We start from the raw sequence: 19,753 nt of genomic DNA, 5'->3' as shown, positions 1-19,753 counted from the left end.
AAAACAAGAAAAATCTAAGTAAAAATAAAGTAAGGCCGGAGGTGAAAGACCCGGTCTACAGTTTGAAATAGCTGTAAAAAGTAAAAAAATCGAAAGTAAAATGAGCAAAAAGAGAGCTTTAATCAGTGTTTCTGACAAGAGCGGATTGATCGAATTCGCACAGTTTTTGGAAGCCCAGAACTATGAATTGATTTCTACAGGAGGGACGTTCAAACATTTGAAAGACGCTGGTTTAAATCCAATTCAGATTGATGAGGTTACCAATTTCCCTGAGATGTTGGACGGAAGAGTGAAAACATTACACCCGAAAGTTCACGGTGGATTGTTGGCAGTTCGTTCAAACGAAGAGCACATGAAAACAGTTCAGGAACACGGAATTGGTCTGATTGACATGGTAATTGTAAATCTTTACCCTTTCTTTGAAAATGTAAACAAAGACATTTCTCTTCACGAAAAGGTAGAATTTATCGACATCGGAGGTCCTTCAATGCTTCGTTCTGCAGCGAAAAACTTTGATTCTGTGACGGTAATTACGGATGTGGAAGATTATGCAAAAGTAAAAATCGAAATGGAGCAAAACGGTGACACATTCATCGAAACCCGTAAAAGATTGGCAGGAAAAGTATTCAATCTTACTTCTGCTTATGATGCAGCGATTTCAAGAATGCTTTTGGATGAAGAATATCCGACATATTTAAGTGCTTCTTACAAAAAAGTAGCTGACCTTAGATACGGTGAAAACCCTCATCAGACGGCAGCTTATTATGCTTCAACTTTCGAAAACGGGGCAATGAAAGATTTCGAACAGTTGGGAGGTAAAGAATTGTCTTTCAATAATCTTCGTGATATGGATCTTTGCTGGAAAGTGGTAACTGAATTCAAAGAAGAAATGGCTTGTTGTGCAGTAAAACACTCTACACCTTGTGGAGTTGCGATCGGAACTTCAGCATTGGAAACATACACAAAAACTTTCGAGTGTGATCCTGTATCTATCTTTGGCGGAATTGTTGCAATGAACTACAAAATCGATGCTGCAACAGCTGAAGAACTAAACAAAACTTTCCTGGAAATCGTTATGGCTCCTGACTTTGATGAGGAAGCTTTAGAAATTTTAAGAAAGAAAAAGAATTTAAGAATTATAAAAATCGTTAACCCTGTTTCAGATAAGCAAACTTGGGTAAAAGTTGATGGTGGAATCTTAGTTCAGGACAACGACAGCATCTTCTCAGACGATATTAAAGTCGTAACTGAAACTCAGCCTACAGAAGAGCAGAAAAAAGCATTGTTATTCTCTCAGAGAGTAGTAAAATATGTAAAATCTAATGCAATTGTAGTTTCCAACGGAATTCAGGCTTTCGGAATCGGAGGTGGCCAGGTAAACAGAATCTGGGCTACTCAACAGGCGATCGAAAGAGCAAAAGAAAAATTTTCAGGAGATTTGGTTTTGGCTTCAGACGCATTTTTTCCTTTCCGTGATGTGGTAGATTTTTGCGCTCAGGAAGGTATTACGGCGATTATTCAGCCGGGTGGAAGTGTAAAAGATCAGGACAGCATTGAAGCTGCTAATGAGCACAAGATTCCGATGATGTTTACCGGGATCAGACATTTCTTCCACTAATTAAAATAGAATTAAAAAATAATTAGAGATTGTATTTATAGCATTCAAAATTATATATTTGTAGAGTTAGACTAGATAATAAATAAAGTATGAGAATATTAATCATAGGTGAAGGTGGAAGAGAATCTGCTTTGGCAGCGAAACTTCAAAAAGATTCAAGAGTGAGTCATATGTTTTTTGCTAACGGAAATGCGACTACCGACAAGATTGGGAAAAATGTTCATTTATCAGAGATTAAAGAACTGAGAGATTTTGCAATTAAGGAGAAGGTAGATCTTACGATCGTAGGTCCTGAAGCTCCGCTTGTTGCAGGTTTGAAAGACGAATTTAAGAAACATGATCTTAAAGTTTTCGGGCCAAACCAGAAAGTGGCAAGTCTTGAAGGAAGTAAGGCTTTCTCTAAGAAATTTATGCAAACCTATGATATTAAAACAGCAAAAGCTGTAGTATTTGATTCTTATCCTGAAGCTAAAGAATACATCCAGACTCAGGAATATCCTTTGGTGATCAAAGCGAGCGGTCTTGCAGGCGGAAAAGGTGTTGTCATCTGCGAAACTTTAGAAGAAGCAGAAGCTACGGTACACGATTTCATGATCAGAAGAATCTATGGTGATGCAGGAATCCGTTTGGTTATCGAAGAACATCTTGAAGGTTTTGAAGCATCAATTATTGCATTCTCTAACGGTGAAAAACTTTTCCCGTGTATTGCTGCAAAAGATTATAAAAAAGTAGGTAATGGCGATACAGGACCAAATACAGGAGGTATGGGTTCAGTAGCTCCAAGTCCTGAATTTAATTCAGAGCATTACGCAGATTTCGAAAAAAATATTCTTGAGCCAACCGTAAAAGGTCTAAAAGCTGAAGGATTCACATTCAAAGGAATGATATTCTTTGGTTTGATGATTACCAAAAACGGCACCTATCTTTTAGAATACAACATGAGATTCGGTGATCCTGAAACTCAGGTTTTAATGGCATTGATGGAAAATAATCTGTTGGATGTTATCACCGACTGTATGAACGGAAAAGACATCGAACTCAAATTCAAGGACGAAAAAGCAGTTTGTCTGGTAATGTGTTCAGGAGGTTATCCAAGAAACATCGAAATTGGTTTTGAGATTACTGGCGAAGAAAAAGTAAGACACAGTCAGCTTTTATATGCAGGAGCAATCAAAAAAGGCGATAAAGTAGTTTCAAACGGTGGTAGAGTTCTGAATATCGTTGCAACAGGAGCAACTTATGACGATGCTCGTAAAAAAGTGTATGAAGATGCAAGTCACGTACATTTTGACTACGGCTTCTACAGAGAAGACATCGGAAAGTTTTAATATAAATCACGAAAAAAGATTTGGAGCAATCCAGGTCTTTTTTTATAAAGGTTTCATCAATAGGATCGGGCTTTAGCCCGATTTCAAAAAAAGTGACACAAATTTGGCTTTAGCCAAAACTTAAGATTAATTTAAAATATATTTGAGTTGACTTGATTTTAATAAACACAATTTTTTCACTCCGTAGAAATCTTTGCAGTGATGATAAAATTTGAAGAGCTTGGATTCCTACGGAATGACAAAACGCTTGAAAACTAACTCTTTAAAATCATTAAAAAAAACTCATCAATTATCAATCATCATTTATCAATAATAAAAATGAACAACGGTATTATCATATTAGATTTCGGTTCACAGTACAACCAGCTTATCGGAAGAAGAATCCGCGAGATGGGGGTATATTCCGAAATTTTGCCTTTCAATACACCTTTAGAAACAATTTTAGAGAAACAACCGAGAGGAATTATCCTTTCTGGTGGGCCAAGTTCTGTAAATGCAGAAAACGCTCACTTAGTTCAAAAAGAATTATACGAACAGGGAATTCCTGTGTTGGGAATTTGTTACGGAATGCAGCTCACAGCACACCTTTTAGGCGGTAAAGTACATAAAGGAGTAAAAGGAGAATACGGAAAGGCACACTTAGAAATCGTAAAAGAATCTTCTTTATTAAAAGGTGTTACCAACAATTCTATTGTCTGGATGAGCCACTTCGATGAAGTGGGAGAATTACCTGCAGGTTTTGAATTAAACGCAACATCGGGAGTTATCGCTTCGATGTCAAATGAAGATAAAAAAATCTATTGTGTACAGTTTCACCCGGAAGTTTCTCATACTGAAGAAGGAGGCAAAATGTTGGAGAATTTCGTTTTCGGAATTTGTGATGCAGAGAAAAACTGGAAACTGACCAACTATATCGAAAAAACAGTTGAAGAAATCCGTGAAAGAGTAGGTGATCAAAAAGTAATCCTAGGACTTTCAGGAGGAGTAGATTCTTCTGTAGCTGCCGTTTTAATTCATAAGGCGATTGGTGATCAATTGACTTGTATTTTCGTTGATACTGGACTTTTAAGAAAAGACGAAGATAAAAAAGTGATGAATAATTATGGAGAACATTTCCATATGAACATTAAACTGGTTGATGCTAAAGAGAGATTCCTTTCAAAATTAGCCGGAGTTGATGATCCCGAAACAAAAAGAAAAATTATCGGAAACGAATTCATTCATGTTTTTGATGAAGAATCTCATAAAATTGAAGGAGCAAAATTCTTAGCACAAGGAACAATTTATCCTGATGTAATTGAAAGTCAGTCGGTAAACGGACCTTCAGCAGTAATCAAATCTCACCACAACGTAGGTGGACTTCCTGAAGATATGGAATTCGAGTTGCTTGAGCCTTTGAGAGAATTATTCAAGGATGAAGTAAGAAAAGTAGGTGAAGAACTAGGTATTCCTCATCATTTGGTACACAGACATCCTTTCCCTGGTCCAGGTTTAGGAATCAGAGTTTTGGGTGCAGTTGATGCTGAAAAAGTGAGAATTTTACAGGAAGCTGACGATATTTTCATTGAAGAATTGTACAAAAACGATTTGTATGAAAAAGTTTCTCAGGCTTTCGTAGTTTTACTTCCGGTAAAATCTGTAGGAGTAATGGGTGACGAAAGAACGTACGAATACACAGCGGTAGTTCGTTCTGCAAATACCATCGACTTCATGACAGCAACATGGAGCAGACTTCCTTATGAGTTTTTAGATACGGTTTCAAGCAGAATCATCAACGAAGTAAGAGGTATCAACAGAGTAGCATACGATATTTCAAGCAAACCACCTGCAACGATTGAGTGGGAATAATTTTGCCTTTGAATTTTAAATATAAAATCCTGCCTTTGGCGGGATTTTTTGTTTTCATGTTAAATGTTAAATATTTTCTACATTTGCCTTATGAAAATAGCATACCTCGGTCCAAAAGCAAGTTTCACGCAATTGGCAGCATCTCAGATTTTTCCGAATGAAGAATTGGTTCCTCAGTCGAGTATCTTAGATTGTTTCAATGCAGTGAAAAACAATGAAGTTGATAAAGCCGTTGTTCCTTTAGAAAATTCTATTGAAGGAACGGTTTCGATGACACTCGATTATCTCTATGATTTTGAGGTATTTATTGAAACAGAGTTAATTATGCCGATTGCACATCATTTAATGATTCACCCTGATAACGAAACTTTCGAAAAAGTCATTTCGCACCCACAAGCTTTGGCGCAGACTTTCCATTTCAGATATGATCATTTTAAAGATATTCCGTCTCAGGATTTCAGTTCTACAGCAGCTTCAGCGAAGTTGGTTTCTGAAAACCCACAAGAAAAATGGGCGGCAATTGCGAATCGATATTCTGCAAAACTATATGGTTTGAAAATCATTCATGAAAACATTCAGGATTTTGAGCAGAATCACACCAAATTTATTGTGATTTCAAAAAGTAAGGAAAATTTAAATCTCGATTTACCAAAAACTTCTGAGAAAACCTCTTTAATTATCACACTTCCCGAAGATCATGCGGGAGGTCTTCATCAGGTTTTATCTGTATTTGCATGGCGAAAAATGAACCTCTCAAAAATTGAAAGCCGCACTCTGAAAACCGGTTTAGGAAATTACTTTTTCTTTATCAACGTTGCCAGTGAATGGCATCATGTTCTGTCACAAAATGCCATCGATGAGATTATTTCGTTGGGTTCTAATGTGAAATTTTTAGGTCATTATAATGAATATGCTTTCTCAGAGTAATTTAGAGTGGCTCAATATGCGATAATTGCTAAATTTTTTTTAATTTACATCTTCTAAATTTTCACAGATGATAGATAAATTAAAATCAAAAAATACAATAAGTGATGAAGTAAAATATGCTGCCAAACTTCTGAGTCGTGCGACATTGAGTTTTCTGAAAATCAACCTTTTCGGTCAGATTGCAATAGCTATTTTATGCATTATAACAATTGTTGTAATCATCAGCAAGACTTTTAATAATGGAGGCGGCCCTGTTCATACAAACGGACAAGCTGCTGTTTTAGTACTGTTTGCAGCACGACCAATTTCTTTTGGGTTAAGCCTCATCACAATCTTAGGTGGTCCATTTCTTTTATTTACATTGGGAAATAAATATGTAATGTTTCGTACCATCAACAGACTGATTGCTGATAAAGGGGAACAATTACTTTTCCCGATGATTGACAGGATTTTAAATAAAGTAAAAGCCAATCAGCCACAACTATTTCAGAAAGGGACAGATAAAGCTAAGCTTCAGTTAAAAATTTTACAGGAAATAAGAGATTCTAAAGAAAATAAATGGTTCAAGAAAATCATCAGTTACGGTTTCAAGAAAGTTGAACTTGATGAAATTGATTTTAGAAATGAAAATGTTAGTTTTACTGAGATTTTGAAGAATAAAATCATTGATAAACTAAAAGATATTTCCGAACCAAGCAGACTATTTTTCTATTTGATTTTGGGTTGGCAAACTTTGATTTTGTTGTTGACAGTTTTTAAAGTGATATAGATCGATTGAAACTCGTTATAATTTTAAATTTTGTATTTCGGAGATAAGTGAAACGCCTTTGTTTAACTTAATTCAGAAAATAGATTACAGAACCTTTGTTTGTCCTTGCGTTTTTTTAATCGTTAAGAAAGACAAAGTTTTTAGATAGATTCTTTTTTAAGATTAATAATGGAATTTGACTATGTTTTACTTTCCGATTTCACATAACAAAGAACAACTATCGTTCGCTTAAAACATCTTTAAAAATATACAAACGCATTGATTAAAATATCGGAATCCAATACTAAAAATTTCAATAGGAATGATTTTTGAGCGTACTTTGCAGTTCAATTTACTCTTATAAAATATGTTCGACAAGCAGCAACGAAAACTAAAAAGATCGGCAAAACTGATTTCCGTTTTAAGTAAATACGGTTTCAAAGATATGATTGCCAGAATGGGCAAAAAACCGGAAGAAAATTTTGTGCAATCTGATGAAATTATTTCAAAAGGAACTGTTTACGAACGCATCCGTCTTGCTTTGGAAGAATTGGGGCCAACTTTTGTGAAGCTCGGACAGACATTCAGCAATCGTGAAGATCTGCTTCCACCGGAACTGATTCAGGAACTTCAAAAGCTGCAGGATAGAGTAGAAGTGGTGGAAATGAATGTTGAAGAAATTCTTGAAAATGAATTCAATATTATTCCAAAAGAACATTTTTTAGAAATCAACCCAAAACCTTTGGCGACCGCATCCATTGCGCAGGTTTACAAAGCTACTTTGATTAACGGCGATGAAATTATTTTAAAAATTAAAAAACCTGATGTTTTATCGGTGATTGAGGATGATTTGTTGCTGATCAAAGATCTGGTTAAATTGATTTCAACCTATTCTGAAATTGGTTCTAAATTAAATTTAAAACAGGCAATTTCAACCTTTGAAAAGTCTTTGCTTGAAGAAGTTTCTTTGGTTAATGAGAGAAACAACATCCATCAGTTTGCTTTAAATTTTAAAAACAATAAAGAAACTTACGTTCCGAAAATCTACGATGAATTTTCCAACAACAATGTGTTGTGCATGGAATTTATCGACGGAATAAAAGTAACCGATAAAGAAGAACTGCTGAAACACGGTATCGATCCTGTTGTGATTTCTGAAAGAGGTTTACAATTGTTTGTTTCTCAGATTTTGGACTACGGATTTTTCCATGCAGATCCGCATGCCGGAAATATTTTGGTTAAAAAAGATGGAAAAGTAGTTTTTATCGATTTCGGTGCAGTTGGAAAAATTCAGCCAAATGATAAAGAAATTCTTGAAAGTCTGATTGTGGCTTTTGTTGCAAAAAATTCCAATAAAATTGTTCGTTATCTGAAAAAAATGGCAGTAAGCTATGAAATTCCGGATGAAAGAAGATTTGAAAATGATGTGGAAGAAGTTTTAAATTTCGTTCACAGCACTTCTTTAAAAGATATTGATCCGAATGTGATTATCAATAAAATGAAAGACGTTCTGAAAGATAACAGACTGTATATGCCTGATTATTTTTATCTTCTATTTAAAGGAATCGGCTTAATCGAAGGTGTAGGTAGAACCATTAATCCGGATTTAGACATTGTAAAAAGCCTTCATCCGTACACGAAAAAAATGTTTACCAAGAAAATCAGCCCTAAAAAACTCCTAAAAACAGGAATGGAAAAGGTGTTGGCTTTCACGGATAACGTTGATGAAATTCCCAAAGAATTACGTTCTGTTCTGCAGAAGCTGGATGATAACAGTTTTACGATTTCCAGTGAAATTAAAAATATTGAAAAGACCAATCAGTTAATCAAGTCAAGTATTGTGAATCTGATTTTAGCAATGGTTTTGGGAGCAAATATGATTGCAACGGCAATTGTTTTTGTTTCGGAATCGGGGCCGAGAATTGGCGAAATGTCTTTGGTGGCGGTTTTAGGGTTTTTGTTTTCGATTATACTTTTAATAATTATTTTGTTGAGAGTTTCGCGCAAATGAAATTTGTAAAATCTTCTTTATAAGTTTACAAGAGAGAGGTTAGCTTAGATTCCTACGGAATGACAAACTTAAAATTAAAACATCTGTAAAGACTTCCATCTCCTTACATCCATCTTCCTGCTTAAAACACAAAATTTAATTACCTATCTTTGCAAAATGGAAAAACTCACTTTTGCAGATTTTGACCTTCCGGTTAAAGTTCTTGATGTTTTAGCAGATTTAAATTTATTTGAGCCTACACCGATTCAGGAAAAAAGTATTGGTCCGATTCTTTCGGGCAGAGATGTAATGGGAATTGCACAGACGGGAACGGGTAAAACATTAGCGTATTTATTACCGGTTTTAAAGACCTGGAAGTACAACAAAAGTGGAAATCCTACGGTTGTTGTTTTAGTTCCTACAAGAGAATTAGTGGTTCAGGTAACTGAAATCGTAGAAAAACTTACAGAAAATCTTACTGCAAGAGTAATAGGGATCTATGGTGGAAAAAATATCAACACACAAAAATTATTATTTAATAATGGCTGCGATATTTTGGTAGGAACTCCCGGTAGAATCATGGATTTGGCGATTGATAACGCAATTTCGTTAAAAGAAGTTCAGAAATTAATCATCGATGAGTTTGACGAAATGTTGAATCTGGGCTTCAGACCGCAGTTAACACATATTTTCGAAATGATGCGAGATAAAAGACAAAATATTCTTTTCTCGGCAACGATGACGGAAGCTGTTGATGATATGCTCGATCAATATTTTGCAGGACCTATTGAAATTTCACTCGCAAAATCGGGAACTCCACTTGAGAAAATTGAGCAGACTGCTATAAAAGTTGAGAATTTTAATACTAAGATTAATTTGCTTGAGCATTTACTGAAGAGCAATGAAGAGATGTCGAAGGTTTTGATTTTTGCGAATAATAAAAAACATGCAGATCTTTTATTTACCAAAATCGATGAGATCTTTCCTGAACAGTTTGATGTGATTCACTCCAACAAGTCTCAGAATTATCGTTTAAAAGCAATGAAACGCTTTGAAAATGAAGAAATCAAAGGTTTGATTACCACTGATGTAATGGCGAGAGGTTTGGATATTTCAGATATTACACACGTAGTCAACTTCGAAACACCTGAAGTTCCGGAACAGTACATTCACAGAATCGGTAGAACAGGTAGAGCAGATAAAGATGGTAAAGCAATCACTTTCGTGACAAAGAAAGAAGAAACTTTAGCACTGGATATAGAATTATTGATGGATAAGGAATTGGCTTATGTTAACTTCCCTGAAACAGTGAAAATTAATCCTAAGAAAATCGCAGCTGAAGAAGATCAGATCGTGATGAAAAATCCGGCTCAGGTAAAACTTTTTGATGGAGGCGGTGCTTTCCATGAGAAAAAGGATAAAAACAAAAAAGAAAACTGGGGTGGCCCTTCTAAAAGAAAAGCTCCTAAGAAATTCGGAGCCAACAGAGCGCAACAAAAAGCGATTTCGAAATCTAAGAGAAAAAAATAAACAAAAAACACTTCCATTTGGAAGTGTTTTTTTTATCTTGCTAAAACAAAAATGACTTTATCATCTATACCGTCACCATTTCTGTCGTCATATTCACTCACTATTTGTAGTTCATTTACTGTACGGCTTACGATTTCAATATCTTCACCCTCAATCACTAATTTTTTTGCATTATGATCATAAGTATAAGGAACCGTATCTATACCTGTGCTTACACAATTATCACTTGTATTTAATTCAAATATGTTCGAAACCAAAGTATTATTCGATTTAAAATCAAATGTACTTGTTGAATAACATCCTGAATAAGATGTATTTGATAGTGTAACTCCGTTATTTCCCGAAACTACGATTTCCCTTGAAGGATGCCATACTCCTACGATTGAAAACTCTTCAGTTTGATCGTCATCATCATTGGAACAAGAATTAAAAACAAATCCTGAAGAAATAATGGCAAATAAAAAAAACTTTTTCATAATAAATTTTTTGAAGTACAAATAAATGAAATTTTATCCAATAAATGTGAATTTTTAATTATTCATCATCATCTTCGTAAAGAAAATTAAGTTCATCGTCGCGCTGTATATAATCTCTTGAAATTCCAGGTGGATTAAAAAGTCCCCAACCGTCTACAATAAAATGTTTGGGATTAAAACCTTCCACCCATTCAGCAAAAAGTATTTTAAATTCTTCTACCAGATCACGCACAATTGTATAATATTTGGCATCTTCAAAACCAAACATTTCCAGAGTATTTCCACCTACCAAAATATCTCGTGCCGCTTTTCTTATAATAGCTGCATTTTCCATTTTAATATCATAAAGCTTTACGGCTTCGGCACCGGAAATTTTAGCCATCATCACCATGCTGTCTCCTAAAAGATTCATTTTTACATCTTTCAAATACTCATTGTCTTCAGGAATGAGATCAGTAATGGTTTTTAAAGCTTTGTAAATTTCTTCAGCTTTTTTAAAAATGGGGGTATTTCTCGAGGGGCGATCCATATTTTATTTCATATATGGATTCATCACTGAAGTCCAAAGTTGATAACCTTCAGGAGTCATATGCAGCATATCTTCTACGAAAAGATCTTTTCTGATATTTCCGTTTGCATCGTTCATCACTTTGGTAATGTCTATGAAATCAGCATTTTTTTCTTTTTTCATAAACTTTGCGATCTTTTTGTTGGCTTCTTTCATCTGTGGCCAAAGATGTTCTCTGCTCGGAGAATATTTTATCGAAATATAGTCCACCTGAATATTCGGAAACTTCTCACGGATTTTTTTGTAGAATGTTTTGAATCGTTCTACGACAACATCTGCTTTGAGTTTGGCATCATCAGCAAAATCGTTTTCCCCGCAATAGACAATAATCTGTTTGGGCTGATAAGGTTTTAGCAGATCTTCTGAAAAGTAATTAAGATCCGTTAATCTTGAACCTCCAAATCCTCTGTTGATAATAACTTTACCTGGAAAATAATCTGAAACATCCTGCCATTTGGTGAAAGATGAACTTCCTAATAAAAGAATTGAGTTTTGTGGTGGTGGAGTTTCCTGATCAAGTTTTTTGAAATCCTGAATATCTTGCCAGAACATTGGCTTTTTTTCCTGAGAGAAAATCAGGGTACATGCGAAAATCAGTAATAATACTGAAAAAATCTTCTTCATTGTTTCTAAATTTTAAAGGAATAAAGATAATAAAAAACTCCCGGAATTACCGGGAGTCTCGTTTATCTTTTGTACGTTGTGTACGTGTAATCTATTACCAGATCTCCGTCCTGATCGATATTGTCGCTCATCGTCATTGTTTTCAGTTCAGAATTGCTTAGGATAATTACTTGGTAAGGTCTTTCGTTATCATTATCGAATTTCGTTACAAGCACTTTCTTTTCGCTGTCATAGCTGTATGTACCTTCAGTTTTTGTACTGTTGCAGTTTGCACCCACTCCTGTAAAAGCGTTGTAAGAAAGATAATAATCTGTTCTGAACTCGACAGTGTTTTTTGTTTCGCAACCTGATGGAATCATGGTATTGATAACCGTTTTATTGTCAGCTCCGGAAATTACTTCAGTTTTTACAGTTTTCCATTCACCTTTTAGCATATCCAATTCATATCCCTGAACGTCGTCATCTTCACATGATGTTAATGCTAATGCAGAAAAGGCAAATAAAAGTAGGTGTTTTTTCATTTTCACAAATTTAAGAATGTGCTAAAATATAAATAAATTTGTAATATCAGTAATGAAATTGAGGTTTTTTAAGCTAAATTTTAGATAAAAGATAAATTTCTGTTTGATGTAGGAAGATTAACATCAGATATTGTTTGTAAACTCTGTAATTTAACATTTATCAAGCATCATCTGTCGACTAATAACTCATTTCAACAATTTTATAAGCATCTTGCGGGGTAAGTTTTTTATATTCACCCAAACCAACCCAATTTCTTTCTGTGAAGGCTTTTTCAACGCGTTCAGCTGTTCCTGTAAAATCTTTGGTGTAATCTGAAAGCTTAGTTTGAATATTTAAACTATGGAAGAATTCTTCCAGCTTTGTAATCGCCTGTTCTGCTTTATCTTCTGTGCTGCCTTCCGAAATTCCCCAGACTCTTTCTGCATATTGCGCCAGTTTACCTTTTTTTGTTTCAAAATTATAACGGTAATGCGATGGTGCAATCACGGCTAAAGTTCTTGCATGATCGATTCCGTAATAGGCGGTTAATTCGTGTCCCATTGCATGAACAGCCCAATCGGTGATTACTCCTTTCTGAATCAATCCGTTTAAAGCCATTGTACAACACCACATGAAATTGGCTGCGGCATCATAATCAAATTCTTCAGCCATCACTTTTGGAGCGGCATTCTCAAGACTTATCAAAATACTTTCGGCAATTCTTTCCTGAAGATCAGCAGAAGAAGGTGCGGTCATATACTGTTCCAAAACATGAGTGTAAGCATCAGCAATTCCATTGGCAATTTGTTTTTTAGGAATTGATCTTATAACCTCCGGATCCAAAACTGAAAACTGCGGAAACAATCCGGGTCCGCCAGAAGATAACTTTTCATTAGTTTCTCTTCTAGAAATTACATATCCGGAATTCATCTCAGAACCTGTAGCCGGTAAGGTTAAAACCGTTCCGAAAGGCATTCCTTCTCCTTCAAAAGTTCTTACAGATTTTTTAAGAATTTCCCATGGTTCTCCATCGTAATTTGCTGCTGCTGAAAGAAATTTTACGCCGTCAATCACAGATCCGCCTCCTACGGCAAGAAGATAAGTTATATTATTTTCTTTAATGTACCGTAAAGCATCGATAAGAACCTCATATTCAGGATTGGCAGGAACTCCACCAAATTCATATAACTGATGATCTTTTAAAGCTTCTTTTACCTGATCATAAACGCCGTTGCTCTTAATACTTCCGCCGCCATAGATCATTAGAATTTTTGCATCAGTTGGGATTTCTTTTGAAATTTTAGCAATTTCACCTTTTCCGAAAAGTATTTTTGTCGGATTTTTAAACTCGAAATTAAGCATTGTCTAATTTATTTTTATCAAATGTAAGAAGACATTCACAAAATCTGAGTTAATAAAATTTTAAAATTTGAATGATTTAATTTTATGCAAACTATTGATATTTTGCTTTGATTTCATTTAAAGTATAAGTAGTTGGCAAAACCTCTTTTCCGTTGGTGTCGATCATCCCGAAACCATGTGTATAATTTTCTACCAAGGCTAAATCTTTTGTGATTTCACCAAATTTTCCGATTTTAAGATAAAGCGGGCGGGCGATTTCCTTCCCTTTGTTATCAATGAATCCGTAAAGCCCTGCAATTGATTTTACAACTGCCAAGTTAGGATGAATATTGCCAAAAACTTCTATTTTATCATATTCTGCGGGTGTTACCAAATTACCGGATTTATCAATTAAACCATAGAGTCCGGTAACTGATTTCACAACTGCAAAATCAGGGTGAATTTTTCCAAACTTTTCAATTTTTGAATAGATCGGAGATACAATCTGCTTTTTGTTTTGATCGACAAAACCATAATTTCCTGAATCTGTTTTTACCAAAGCCCAGTTTTCTTTATAATCACCATACGAGTAAATCTTTTTATACTGAGCATTCATTTGGGATGTAAAGAATGCGAAAATGGAAAATAAAATAAGTTTTTTCATGGTGAATGAATTTTTATTTACAAATATTTAGATTTTCGGGATTTAATTTCAGCATTGATTTGGTTGAGAATCATCAAGGTGGGCATCAAAGTAAAAAAGCTGCCAAACGCTACAGCAATCAGCGCAAAATTACCTGTAATTACCGCAAAATAAAAAAGTATGAAACAGGCAATGAGCATTACGATACCAATTCCTATTGCTGCACCCTGAATCATTTTTTTCTTAGATTCTAACTCTTCCAAACTTCGTTCTGATAATTTATTTGCTTTCATCATTTTAATCCAATACAATTCTATAATATCCGTTTTCTTTTGTAGCTGTTACATTTTCAAAATAAATCTCATCAATCTGAAAGCCGTCGCAATCTGTTGTCACAGACGAAGATTGAACTGAAAAATCAAATAATTTGATGCCTGAAGCAAATTGATAATGTTTGGTTCCGTTGTAAGATCCTATTTTTTCAACAATTACCTTATAATCAGCTGTTTTTGTAAGAGGTATCCCGGTATAATTCCCGTTTCCTGCATCTTCCTGTATGGCAAAACTACCAAGCTGATTGTTTTCAATAAGATTTTCTCCAGAACTATTCACAAATTCAAAAACAACCTTTTCCGGAGCAGTGTAGCAATCTTTCTTGCATGAAATAAAAAATAAGAAAAAACACAGCAACAGCATGACTTTCTTGAGCATAATCTGGATATTTTGTATTTGAATCTTACGAAAATACAAAAAAATAAGGGAATTTTTAAATTAAAATTCCCTTAATATTGAAAAAATATTGATCTTATTTTGTTATTAAATCGCTCTTATTAAGGTATAAATTATTTCATAAATAAAATTATTGCAGTACAATCTTATAATATCCGTTTGAATCAATCACATCAATGGCAATCCCGGTAAATGTCAGTTTATTGATTTGATAGCCATCGCAACCTCCTTTAAATTCTGACGATTCTATTGAAAAGTCAAAATTTTTGATATTAGAAAAGAAGTTATAATTTTTTGTACCATTGTAAGCGCCCACGTTTTCCAGAAGAACTTTATCATCATCAGTTTTGCTGAGCTGTACTCCTGTCTGATTTTCTTCATTAATGGTATAAGTGGTAAGTGTTCCGTTTGTGATAAGATTTTCACCATTAGAATCAACAAACTCGAAAACGATTGGTAGTGGTGGATTGTAGCATTCTGTGCCACAAGCAGTGAGAAGAATAGTGATTAAAAAGAAAGCAAATATTTTTTTCATAGGATTGATGCTTTATTATATGATTGCTAACGAGAGTTATTCCCAAAATTAATTAATATTAATGCAATAATTTAATATTTGTTTTAAATTCTTATTGTTATTTACCTGTAAAATTCCCACATTTGTTATATGATACACGACAAACGCGCAGAAAAATTCAGGCAGATCGTGGAAAATAAGTTCCAGATCTACAATTCATTATTTATGAGCCTTCCTTATGATAAAATGACGAATATCGGGATGTTGCTTCCGTTTCTCTGTGAAGAAAGTAAAATTGGTTACGATCAGGGAAAAACTCCGGTAGAAATTGTCGAAGAATTTTTTAAAAATCACACTGATTTAGAAACTGAGGAGCAAAAGCTTGAATTGCTTTTTAAAATTATTCAATATATTGAAAGACAGGTAGTTTTGTTTGATAGTATTGAAGATGCGGCATTTCCTAATCTCCATTCAGAAAGTGACAGCGGAACGGTTATCAATCTTTACGAAAGATCATATCACGACCACAAGCTTGAGAAAGTACGTGAAAAACTGAAGGATTTCTCTGTGAAAGTTGTTTTTACGGCACATCCTACTCAGTTTTATCCGAATTCCGTTCAGAGAATTTTGCATGATCTGAGAAATGCAATAACGACCGATTCAATTACGAACATTGATGCACTTTTACAACAGTTGGGAAAAACTCCTTTTGTTAATAAAGAAAAACCCACTCCGATTGATGAAGCAATGAGCATCATTTATTATCTGAGATATGTGTATTATGATTCGATTGGTGAACTTTTCACCAAAATAAAATCAACATTCAATAATGATCACTTTCGTCTGCATGAAGATCTGATCCAGCTTGGATTCTGGCCGGGAGGTGACCGCGACGGAAACCCGTTTGTAACGGCAGATGTTACAAAAAGAGTGGCAGAAGAGCTTCATTCGGCCATTTTGAAAGCATATTATAACCATTTGAAATCGGTTAGAAGAAGATTGAGTTTCAGAGGGGTTTCTGATGTTTTAACCAAGCTAAGCAATGAGCTGTATTCGGCTATTTTCAGAAGTGAAAAAATAACAGCAGACGATATCATAAATAGAATTGAAGAAGCAGAGAAGATTCTAGTAGAACAGCATAATTCATTATTTATCGAGGTGTTGCTTGATTTTAAGGATCGTGTGAAAATCTTCGGAACTCACTTTGCAACTTTAGATGTAAGACAAGACAGCAGAATTCATCAGAAAGTGATCGATACGGTTTTTGAAAAGCTTAATGGGAATAGCAATTCATCTTTTGAAGATAAATTTAACCAATTAATTCAAACCTCAGAAAAAGTGAATCCTGATGATTTTGAAGATATTGTAAAAGATACTTTACTGACGGTTTCTCAGGTTTCAGAAATTCAGCAACTGAACGGATTGAGAGGTATGAATCGTTACATTATCTCCAATTCCGATGCGGTAAAAGATGTGATGAATGTGTATGCATTTTTTAAAATTTGCGGTTATCATGACGAGGAAATCAATATGGATATTGTTCCGCTCTTTGAAACAATGGAAGGTCTTGCAAATGCTGAAAATGTAATGAACGAATTATATCAGAATCCTATTTACAAAAAACATTTGGAAAGAAGAGGAAATCAACAGACCATTATGCTTGGCTTCTCAGACGGGACAAAAGATGGCGGTTATCTGAAGGCGAACTGGGAAATTTATAAAGCAAAAGAAGTTTTAACCAAATTATCAGAAGAAAACGGAATTAAAGTCATTTTCTTTGACGGAAGAGGCGGTCCGCCTGCAAGAGGTGGTGGGAAAACCCATGATTTCTACGCTTCCCAGGGAAAAACAATTGCCAATAATAAAATTGAACTTACCATTCAGGGGCAAACGATTACAAGTATTTTCGGAAATAAAGAACAGGCGAAATACAATTTTGAACAGCTTCTGACGGCCGGAATAGAAAATGATGTTTTCAAAAATTCCAAAAAAGATTTAACGGAAAAAGAAAGAGCTTTAATCATAGAATTAGCTGAAATCAGCTATCAGAAATATTCAGATTTAAAAGCGCATCCGATGTTCGTTCCTTATCTTCAGGAAATGAGTACCCTCGAATATTACGGAAAAACAAATATCGGAAGCCGCCCTTCAAAAAGAGGAGGTGGTAATGAGCTGAAGTTTGAAGATCTCCGTGCAATTCCATTTGTGGGGTCATGGTCTCAGTTGAAGCAAAATGTTCCCGGTTTTTTCGGTTTCGGATTTGCAATGCAGGAGATGAAAGAGCAGGGAAGATTTGAAGAAGTAAGAGAACTTTACAAAGGTTCAGACTTCTTTAAAACACTTGTTTTAAACTCGATGATGAGTATGAATAAAACGTATTTTCCGCTGACCTATTATATAAAGGATAATCCGAAATTCGGGGCTTTCTGGAATGTTTTATTTGATGAATATTCACTTTCTAAAGATATTATGTTGGAATTGACCGGATTTAAATTACTTCAGCAGGAAGATCCGCTTTCCAGAAAATCTGTTAAGATCCGTGAGCGCATTGTTTTGCCTTTATTGAGTATTCAGCAATATGCTTTGATGAAGATTCAGAAGGGCGAAGGTAACAAAGAAGCGTATGAAAAACTGGTGACACGGTCATTGTTTGGAAATATCAACGCAAGCAGAAATTCGGCTTAAAAAATTAAACAACATAAAAAAATCCGTCTCGGCCAAAGCTGAGACGGATTTTTAACTTTCGAACTAATCCTTAGCAATTTGCTGATCATTATTTTGACTAATCAAATTTATGCTGGTCGGTGTTACCAAAGGAATTCCGTCTTTATCCAGCCGTTGTTTTATTTTCATCAATGCTTCACTTTTTATATGAACCATATTAGAACCTACAGCAATCCAGAATTTTGCCTGTAGGGTGAAAATTCCCTGCTTTAAGCTTGTGAAAATTACTTCAGAAGTTTCTATGCGATCAATATTGTCAAGATTTTTAATTACATCTAAAATTCCCTCTTGTGCTTTTGCAATATCTTCATCTGCCGGTATTTCAAAGTCTAAAATGATTTTTCTTTGCGGTGATGCTGTAATATTTGAGAACGGAGCATTAAAAATCACCTGGTTCGGAATATATACCTTCTTTCCGTCATCACTGATAATTTTTGTTGTCAGAAAACCAATATCCATCACTGTTCCTGAGTTGTTTCCGAGAATAATATAATCACCTACTTTAAAAGCTTTATCAATGCCAATCAACATTCCTGAAAAAATACTGGAAACAAGATCTTTCAAAGCGACTCCCGCAATAACCCCTGCAACTCCTAAACTTCCGATAAATTTCCACAGAAAACCGCTGAATCCCATAATTTCAAGGGCGATAAAAGTTCCCATCAGAATAATGATAAATCTGAAAACACCGATTATCGTTAAAACCGAACCTTCATTTCTGCTCTTGGGAAATACTTTGTGCATGATTTTCACTGCAAGCTTACTCAGGTATTTACTTGTTATTAAGAAAAAACTGAAAACCAGAATTCCTACTACAAGTTTTGGGGTAATCTTCGCAAAAGCAAAATACCAGTTTTCTAATACTTTGTAAACCGTATCAATATAACTCCAGCCATTTTCCATAAATGTGAAATAAATTTTTATTTTAAGATTTTTTTTAAGCAAAAATTTTGCCAGTTACAAAAAGTCTATTAAATTTGTAGACTAATAAAACAAAATATTATGTCAATCAAACTAGGAGATACCGCACCCAACTTTCAGGCAGATTCAACAATAGGAAATATTGATTTTTATGAATATTTAGGAAACTCCTGGGGAATTTTGTTTTCTCATCCTGCAGATTTTACTCCGGTTTGTACGACAGAGTTAGGTTTTACTTCAAAATTACAGGCTGATTTTGAAAAGAAGAATACGAAAGTGATTGCTTTGAGTGTAGATGGAGTAGAAGATCATAAAAAATGGATTGAAGATATTAATGAAACTCAGAACACGGAAGTGAAATTTCCGATCATTGCAGATAAAGACAGAAAAGTTTCAGAGCTTTATGATTTTATTCACCCAAATGCTTCTGCAACGGCAACTGTTCGTTCTTTATTGATTATTGATCCTGAGAAAAAAGTTAGATTAATCATTACTTATCCTGCTTCTACAGGAAGAAATTTTAATGAGATCAATAGAGTTTTAGACTCATTACAATTGGTAGATTCTCATAAAATCGCAACTCCCGTAAACTGGAATGATGGTGATGACGTCATTATTCCACCTGCAATTTCTACAGAAGATGCCAAAAATATTTTCCCGAAAGGGGTTACCGAAATAAAACCTTATTTGCGATATACACCGCAACCCAATAAATAGGCTTAG

At 34.7% G+C, this 19,753-nt stretch carries 19 protein-coding genes; 9 read left to right on the top strand and 10 right to left on the bottom strand.

The annotated features are described in order from the left end of the window. Positions 1–100: 100 nt before the first annotated feature. The 7 genes from purH to BM371_RS12740 all read left to right on the top strand — a co-directional run bounded on the left by purH (position 101) and on the right by BM371_RS12740 (position 9,989). On the top strand, positions 101–1,618 hold the full coding sequence (purH, locus tag BM371_RS12770; protein WP_034673424.1) for a bifunctional phosphoribosylaminoimidazolecarboxamide formyltransferase/IMP cyclohydrolase: 1,518 nt from the start codon (positions 101–103) through the stop codon (positions 1,616–1,618). An 89-nt stretch (positions 1,619–1,707) separates the two neighbouring features. Continuing rightward, positions 1,708–2,946: a phosphoribosylamine--glycine ligase gene (purD, locus tag BM371_RS12765; RefSeq protein WP_034673426.1), complete on the top strand. Its 1,239-nt coding sequence runs from the start codon at positions 1,708–1,710 to the stop codon at positions 2,944–2,946. 318 nt (positions 2,947–3,264) lie between these two features. Continuing rightward, positions 3,265–4,794, top strand: a complete 1,530-nt coding sequence (gene guaA / locus BM371_RS12760) for a glutamine-hydrolyzing GMP synthase (RefSeq protein WP_034673428.1) — start codon at positions 3,265–3,267, stop codon at positions 4,792–4,794. A 90-nt stretch (positions 4,795–4,884) separates the two neighbouring features. Beyond that, positions 4,885–5,721: a prephenate dehydratase gene (gene pheA / locus BM371_RS12755; RefSeq protein ID WP_034673430.1), complete on the top strand. Its 837-nt coding sequence runs from the start codon at positions 4,885–4,887 to the stop codon at positions 5,719–5,721. A gap of 67 nt (positions 5,722–5,788) precedes the next feature. Continuing rightward, complete coding sequence (locus BM371_RS12750; protein WP_034673431.1) at positions 5,789–6,490, top strand: hypothetical protein; 702 nt, start codon at positions 5,789–5,791, stop codon at positions 6,488–6,490. 346 nt (positions 6,491–6,836) lie between these two features. Beyond that, a complete protein-coding gene (locus BM371_RS12745; protein WP_034673433.1) occupies positions 6,837–8,480 on the top strand; it encodes an ABC1 kinase family protein in 1,644 nt (547 codons plus the stop codon). 156 nt (positions 8,481–8,636) lie between these two features. Further along, complete coding sequence (locus BM371_RS12740) at positions 8,637–9,989, top strand: DEAD/DEAH box helicase (RefSeq protein ID WP_034673434.1); 1,353 nt, start codon at positions 8,637–8,639, stop codon at positions 9,987–9,989. Positions 9,990–10,021: 32 nt separating this feature from the next. Here BM371_RS12740 and BM371_RS12735 read toward each other — a convergent pair whose 3' ends face one another. The 9 genes from BM371_RS12735 to BM371_RS12695 all read right to left on the bottom strand — a co-directional run bounded on the left by BM371_RS12735 (position 10,022) and on the right by BM371_RS12695 (position 15,406). Then, entirely contained in the window at positions 10,022–10,465 is a 444-nt protein-coding gene (locus BM371_RS12735) for a lipocalin family protein (protein ID WP_034673436.1), read from the bottom strand. 58 nt (positions 10,466–10,523) lie between these two features. Next, entirely contained in the window at positions 10,524–10,994 is a 471-nt protein-coding gene (locus tag BM371_RS12730) for a hypothetical protein (RefSeq protein WP_034673438.1), read from the bottom strand. 3 nt (positions 10,995–10,997) lie between these two features. Continuing rightward, positions 10,998–11,657: a GDSL-type esterase/lipase family protein gene (locus BM371_RS12725; RefSeq protein WP_034673440.1), complete on the bottom strand. Its 660-nt coding sequence runs from the start codon at positions 11,655–11,657 to the stop codon at positions 10,998–11,000. A 62-nt stretch (positions 11,658–11,719) separates the two neighbouring features. Beyond that, positions 11,720–12,178, bottom strand: coding sequence for a lipocalin-like domain-containing protein (locus BM371_RS12720; protein ID WP_034673442.1), 459 nt, complete (start codon positions 12,176–12,178; stop codon positions 11,720–11,722). A 178-nt stretch (positions 12,179–12,356) separates the two neighbouring features. Next, on the bottom strand, positions 12,357–13,520 hold the full coding sequence (locus BM371_RS12715; protein ID WP_034673444.1) for an iron-containing alcohol dehydrogenase: 1,164 nt from the start codon (positions 13,518–13,520) through the stop codon (positions 12,357–12,359). Positions 13,521–13,611: 91 nt separating this feature from the next. Continuing rightward, positions 13,612–14,163 carry a WG repeat-containing protein gene (locus BM371_RS12710; RefSeq protein ID WP_051882547.1) on the bottom strand — a complete coding sequence of 184 codons (552 nt, stop codon included), beginning with the start codon at positions 14,161–14,163 and terminating at the stop codon, positions 13,612–13,614. Positions 14,164–14,180: 17 nt separating this feature from the next. After that, entirely contained in the window at positions 14,181–14,435 is a 255-nt protein-coding gene (locus BM371_RS12705; RefSeq protein ID WP_123947155.1) for a hypothetical protein, read from the bottom strand. A gap of 4 nt (positions 14,436–14,439) precedes the next feature. Then, positions 14,440–14,853, bottom strand: a complete 414-nt coding sequence (locus BM371_RS12700; RefSeq protein WP_034673446.1) for a hypothetical protein — start codon at positions 14,851–14,853, stop codon at positions 14,440–14,442. Between the two features lie 148 nt (positions 14,854–15,001). After that, the gene (locus BM371_RS12695) at positions 15,002–15,406 is read right to left on the bottom strand and encodes a membrane lipoprotein lipid attachment site-containing protein (RefSeq protein ID WP_034673447.1); all 405 of its coding nucleotides are present in this window, start codon (positions 15,404–15,406) and stop codon (positions 15,002–15,004) included. 129 nt (positions 15,407–15,535) lie between these two features. Between BM371_RS12695 and BM371_RS12690 the strand changes: the two genes are divergently transcribed. Then, positions 15,536–18,070, top strand: coding sequence for a phosphoenolpyruvate carboxylase (locus BM371_RS12690; RefSeq protein ID WP_034673449.1), 2,535 nt, complete (start codon positions 15,536–15,538; stop codon positions 18,068–18,070). 63 nt (positions 18,071–18,133) lie between these two features. Here BM371_RS12690 and BM371_RS12685 read toward each other — a convergent pair whose 3' ends face one another. Next, positions 18,134–19,012: a mechanosensitive ion channel family protein gene (locus tag BM371_RS12685; RefSeq protein WP_034676959.1), complete on the bottom strand. Its 879-nt coding sequence runs from the start codon at positions 19,010–19,012 to the stop codon at positions 18,134–18,136. 99 nt (positions 19,013–19,111) lie between these two features. Between BM371_RS12685 and BM371_RS12680 the strand changes: the two genes are divergently transcribed. Then, positions 19,112–19,747 (top strand): peroxiredoxin, encoded by a 636-nt coding sequence (locus tag BM371_RS12680; protein WP_034673451.1) that lies wholly within the window; start codon positions 19,112–19,114, stop codon positions 19,745–19,747. Positions 19,748–19,753: the final 6 nt, after the last annotated feature.

Source organism: Chryseobacterium formosense (assembly GCF_900116415.1).
GTDB classification, from domain to species: domain Bacteria; phylum Bacteroidota; class Bacteroidia; order Flavobacteriales; family Weeksellaceae; genus Chryseobacterium; species Chryseobacterium formosense.
The sequence above is the reverse complement of the archived record's forward strand: the minus strand, read 5'-3'. Positions and strand labels throughout refer to the sequence as shown.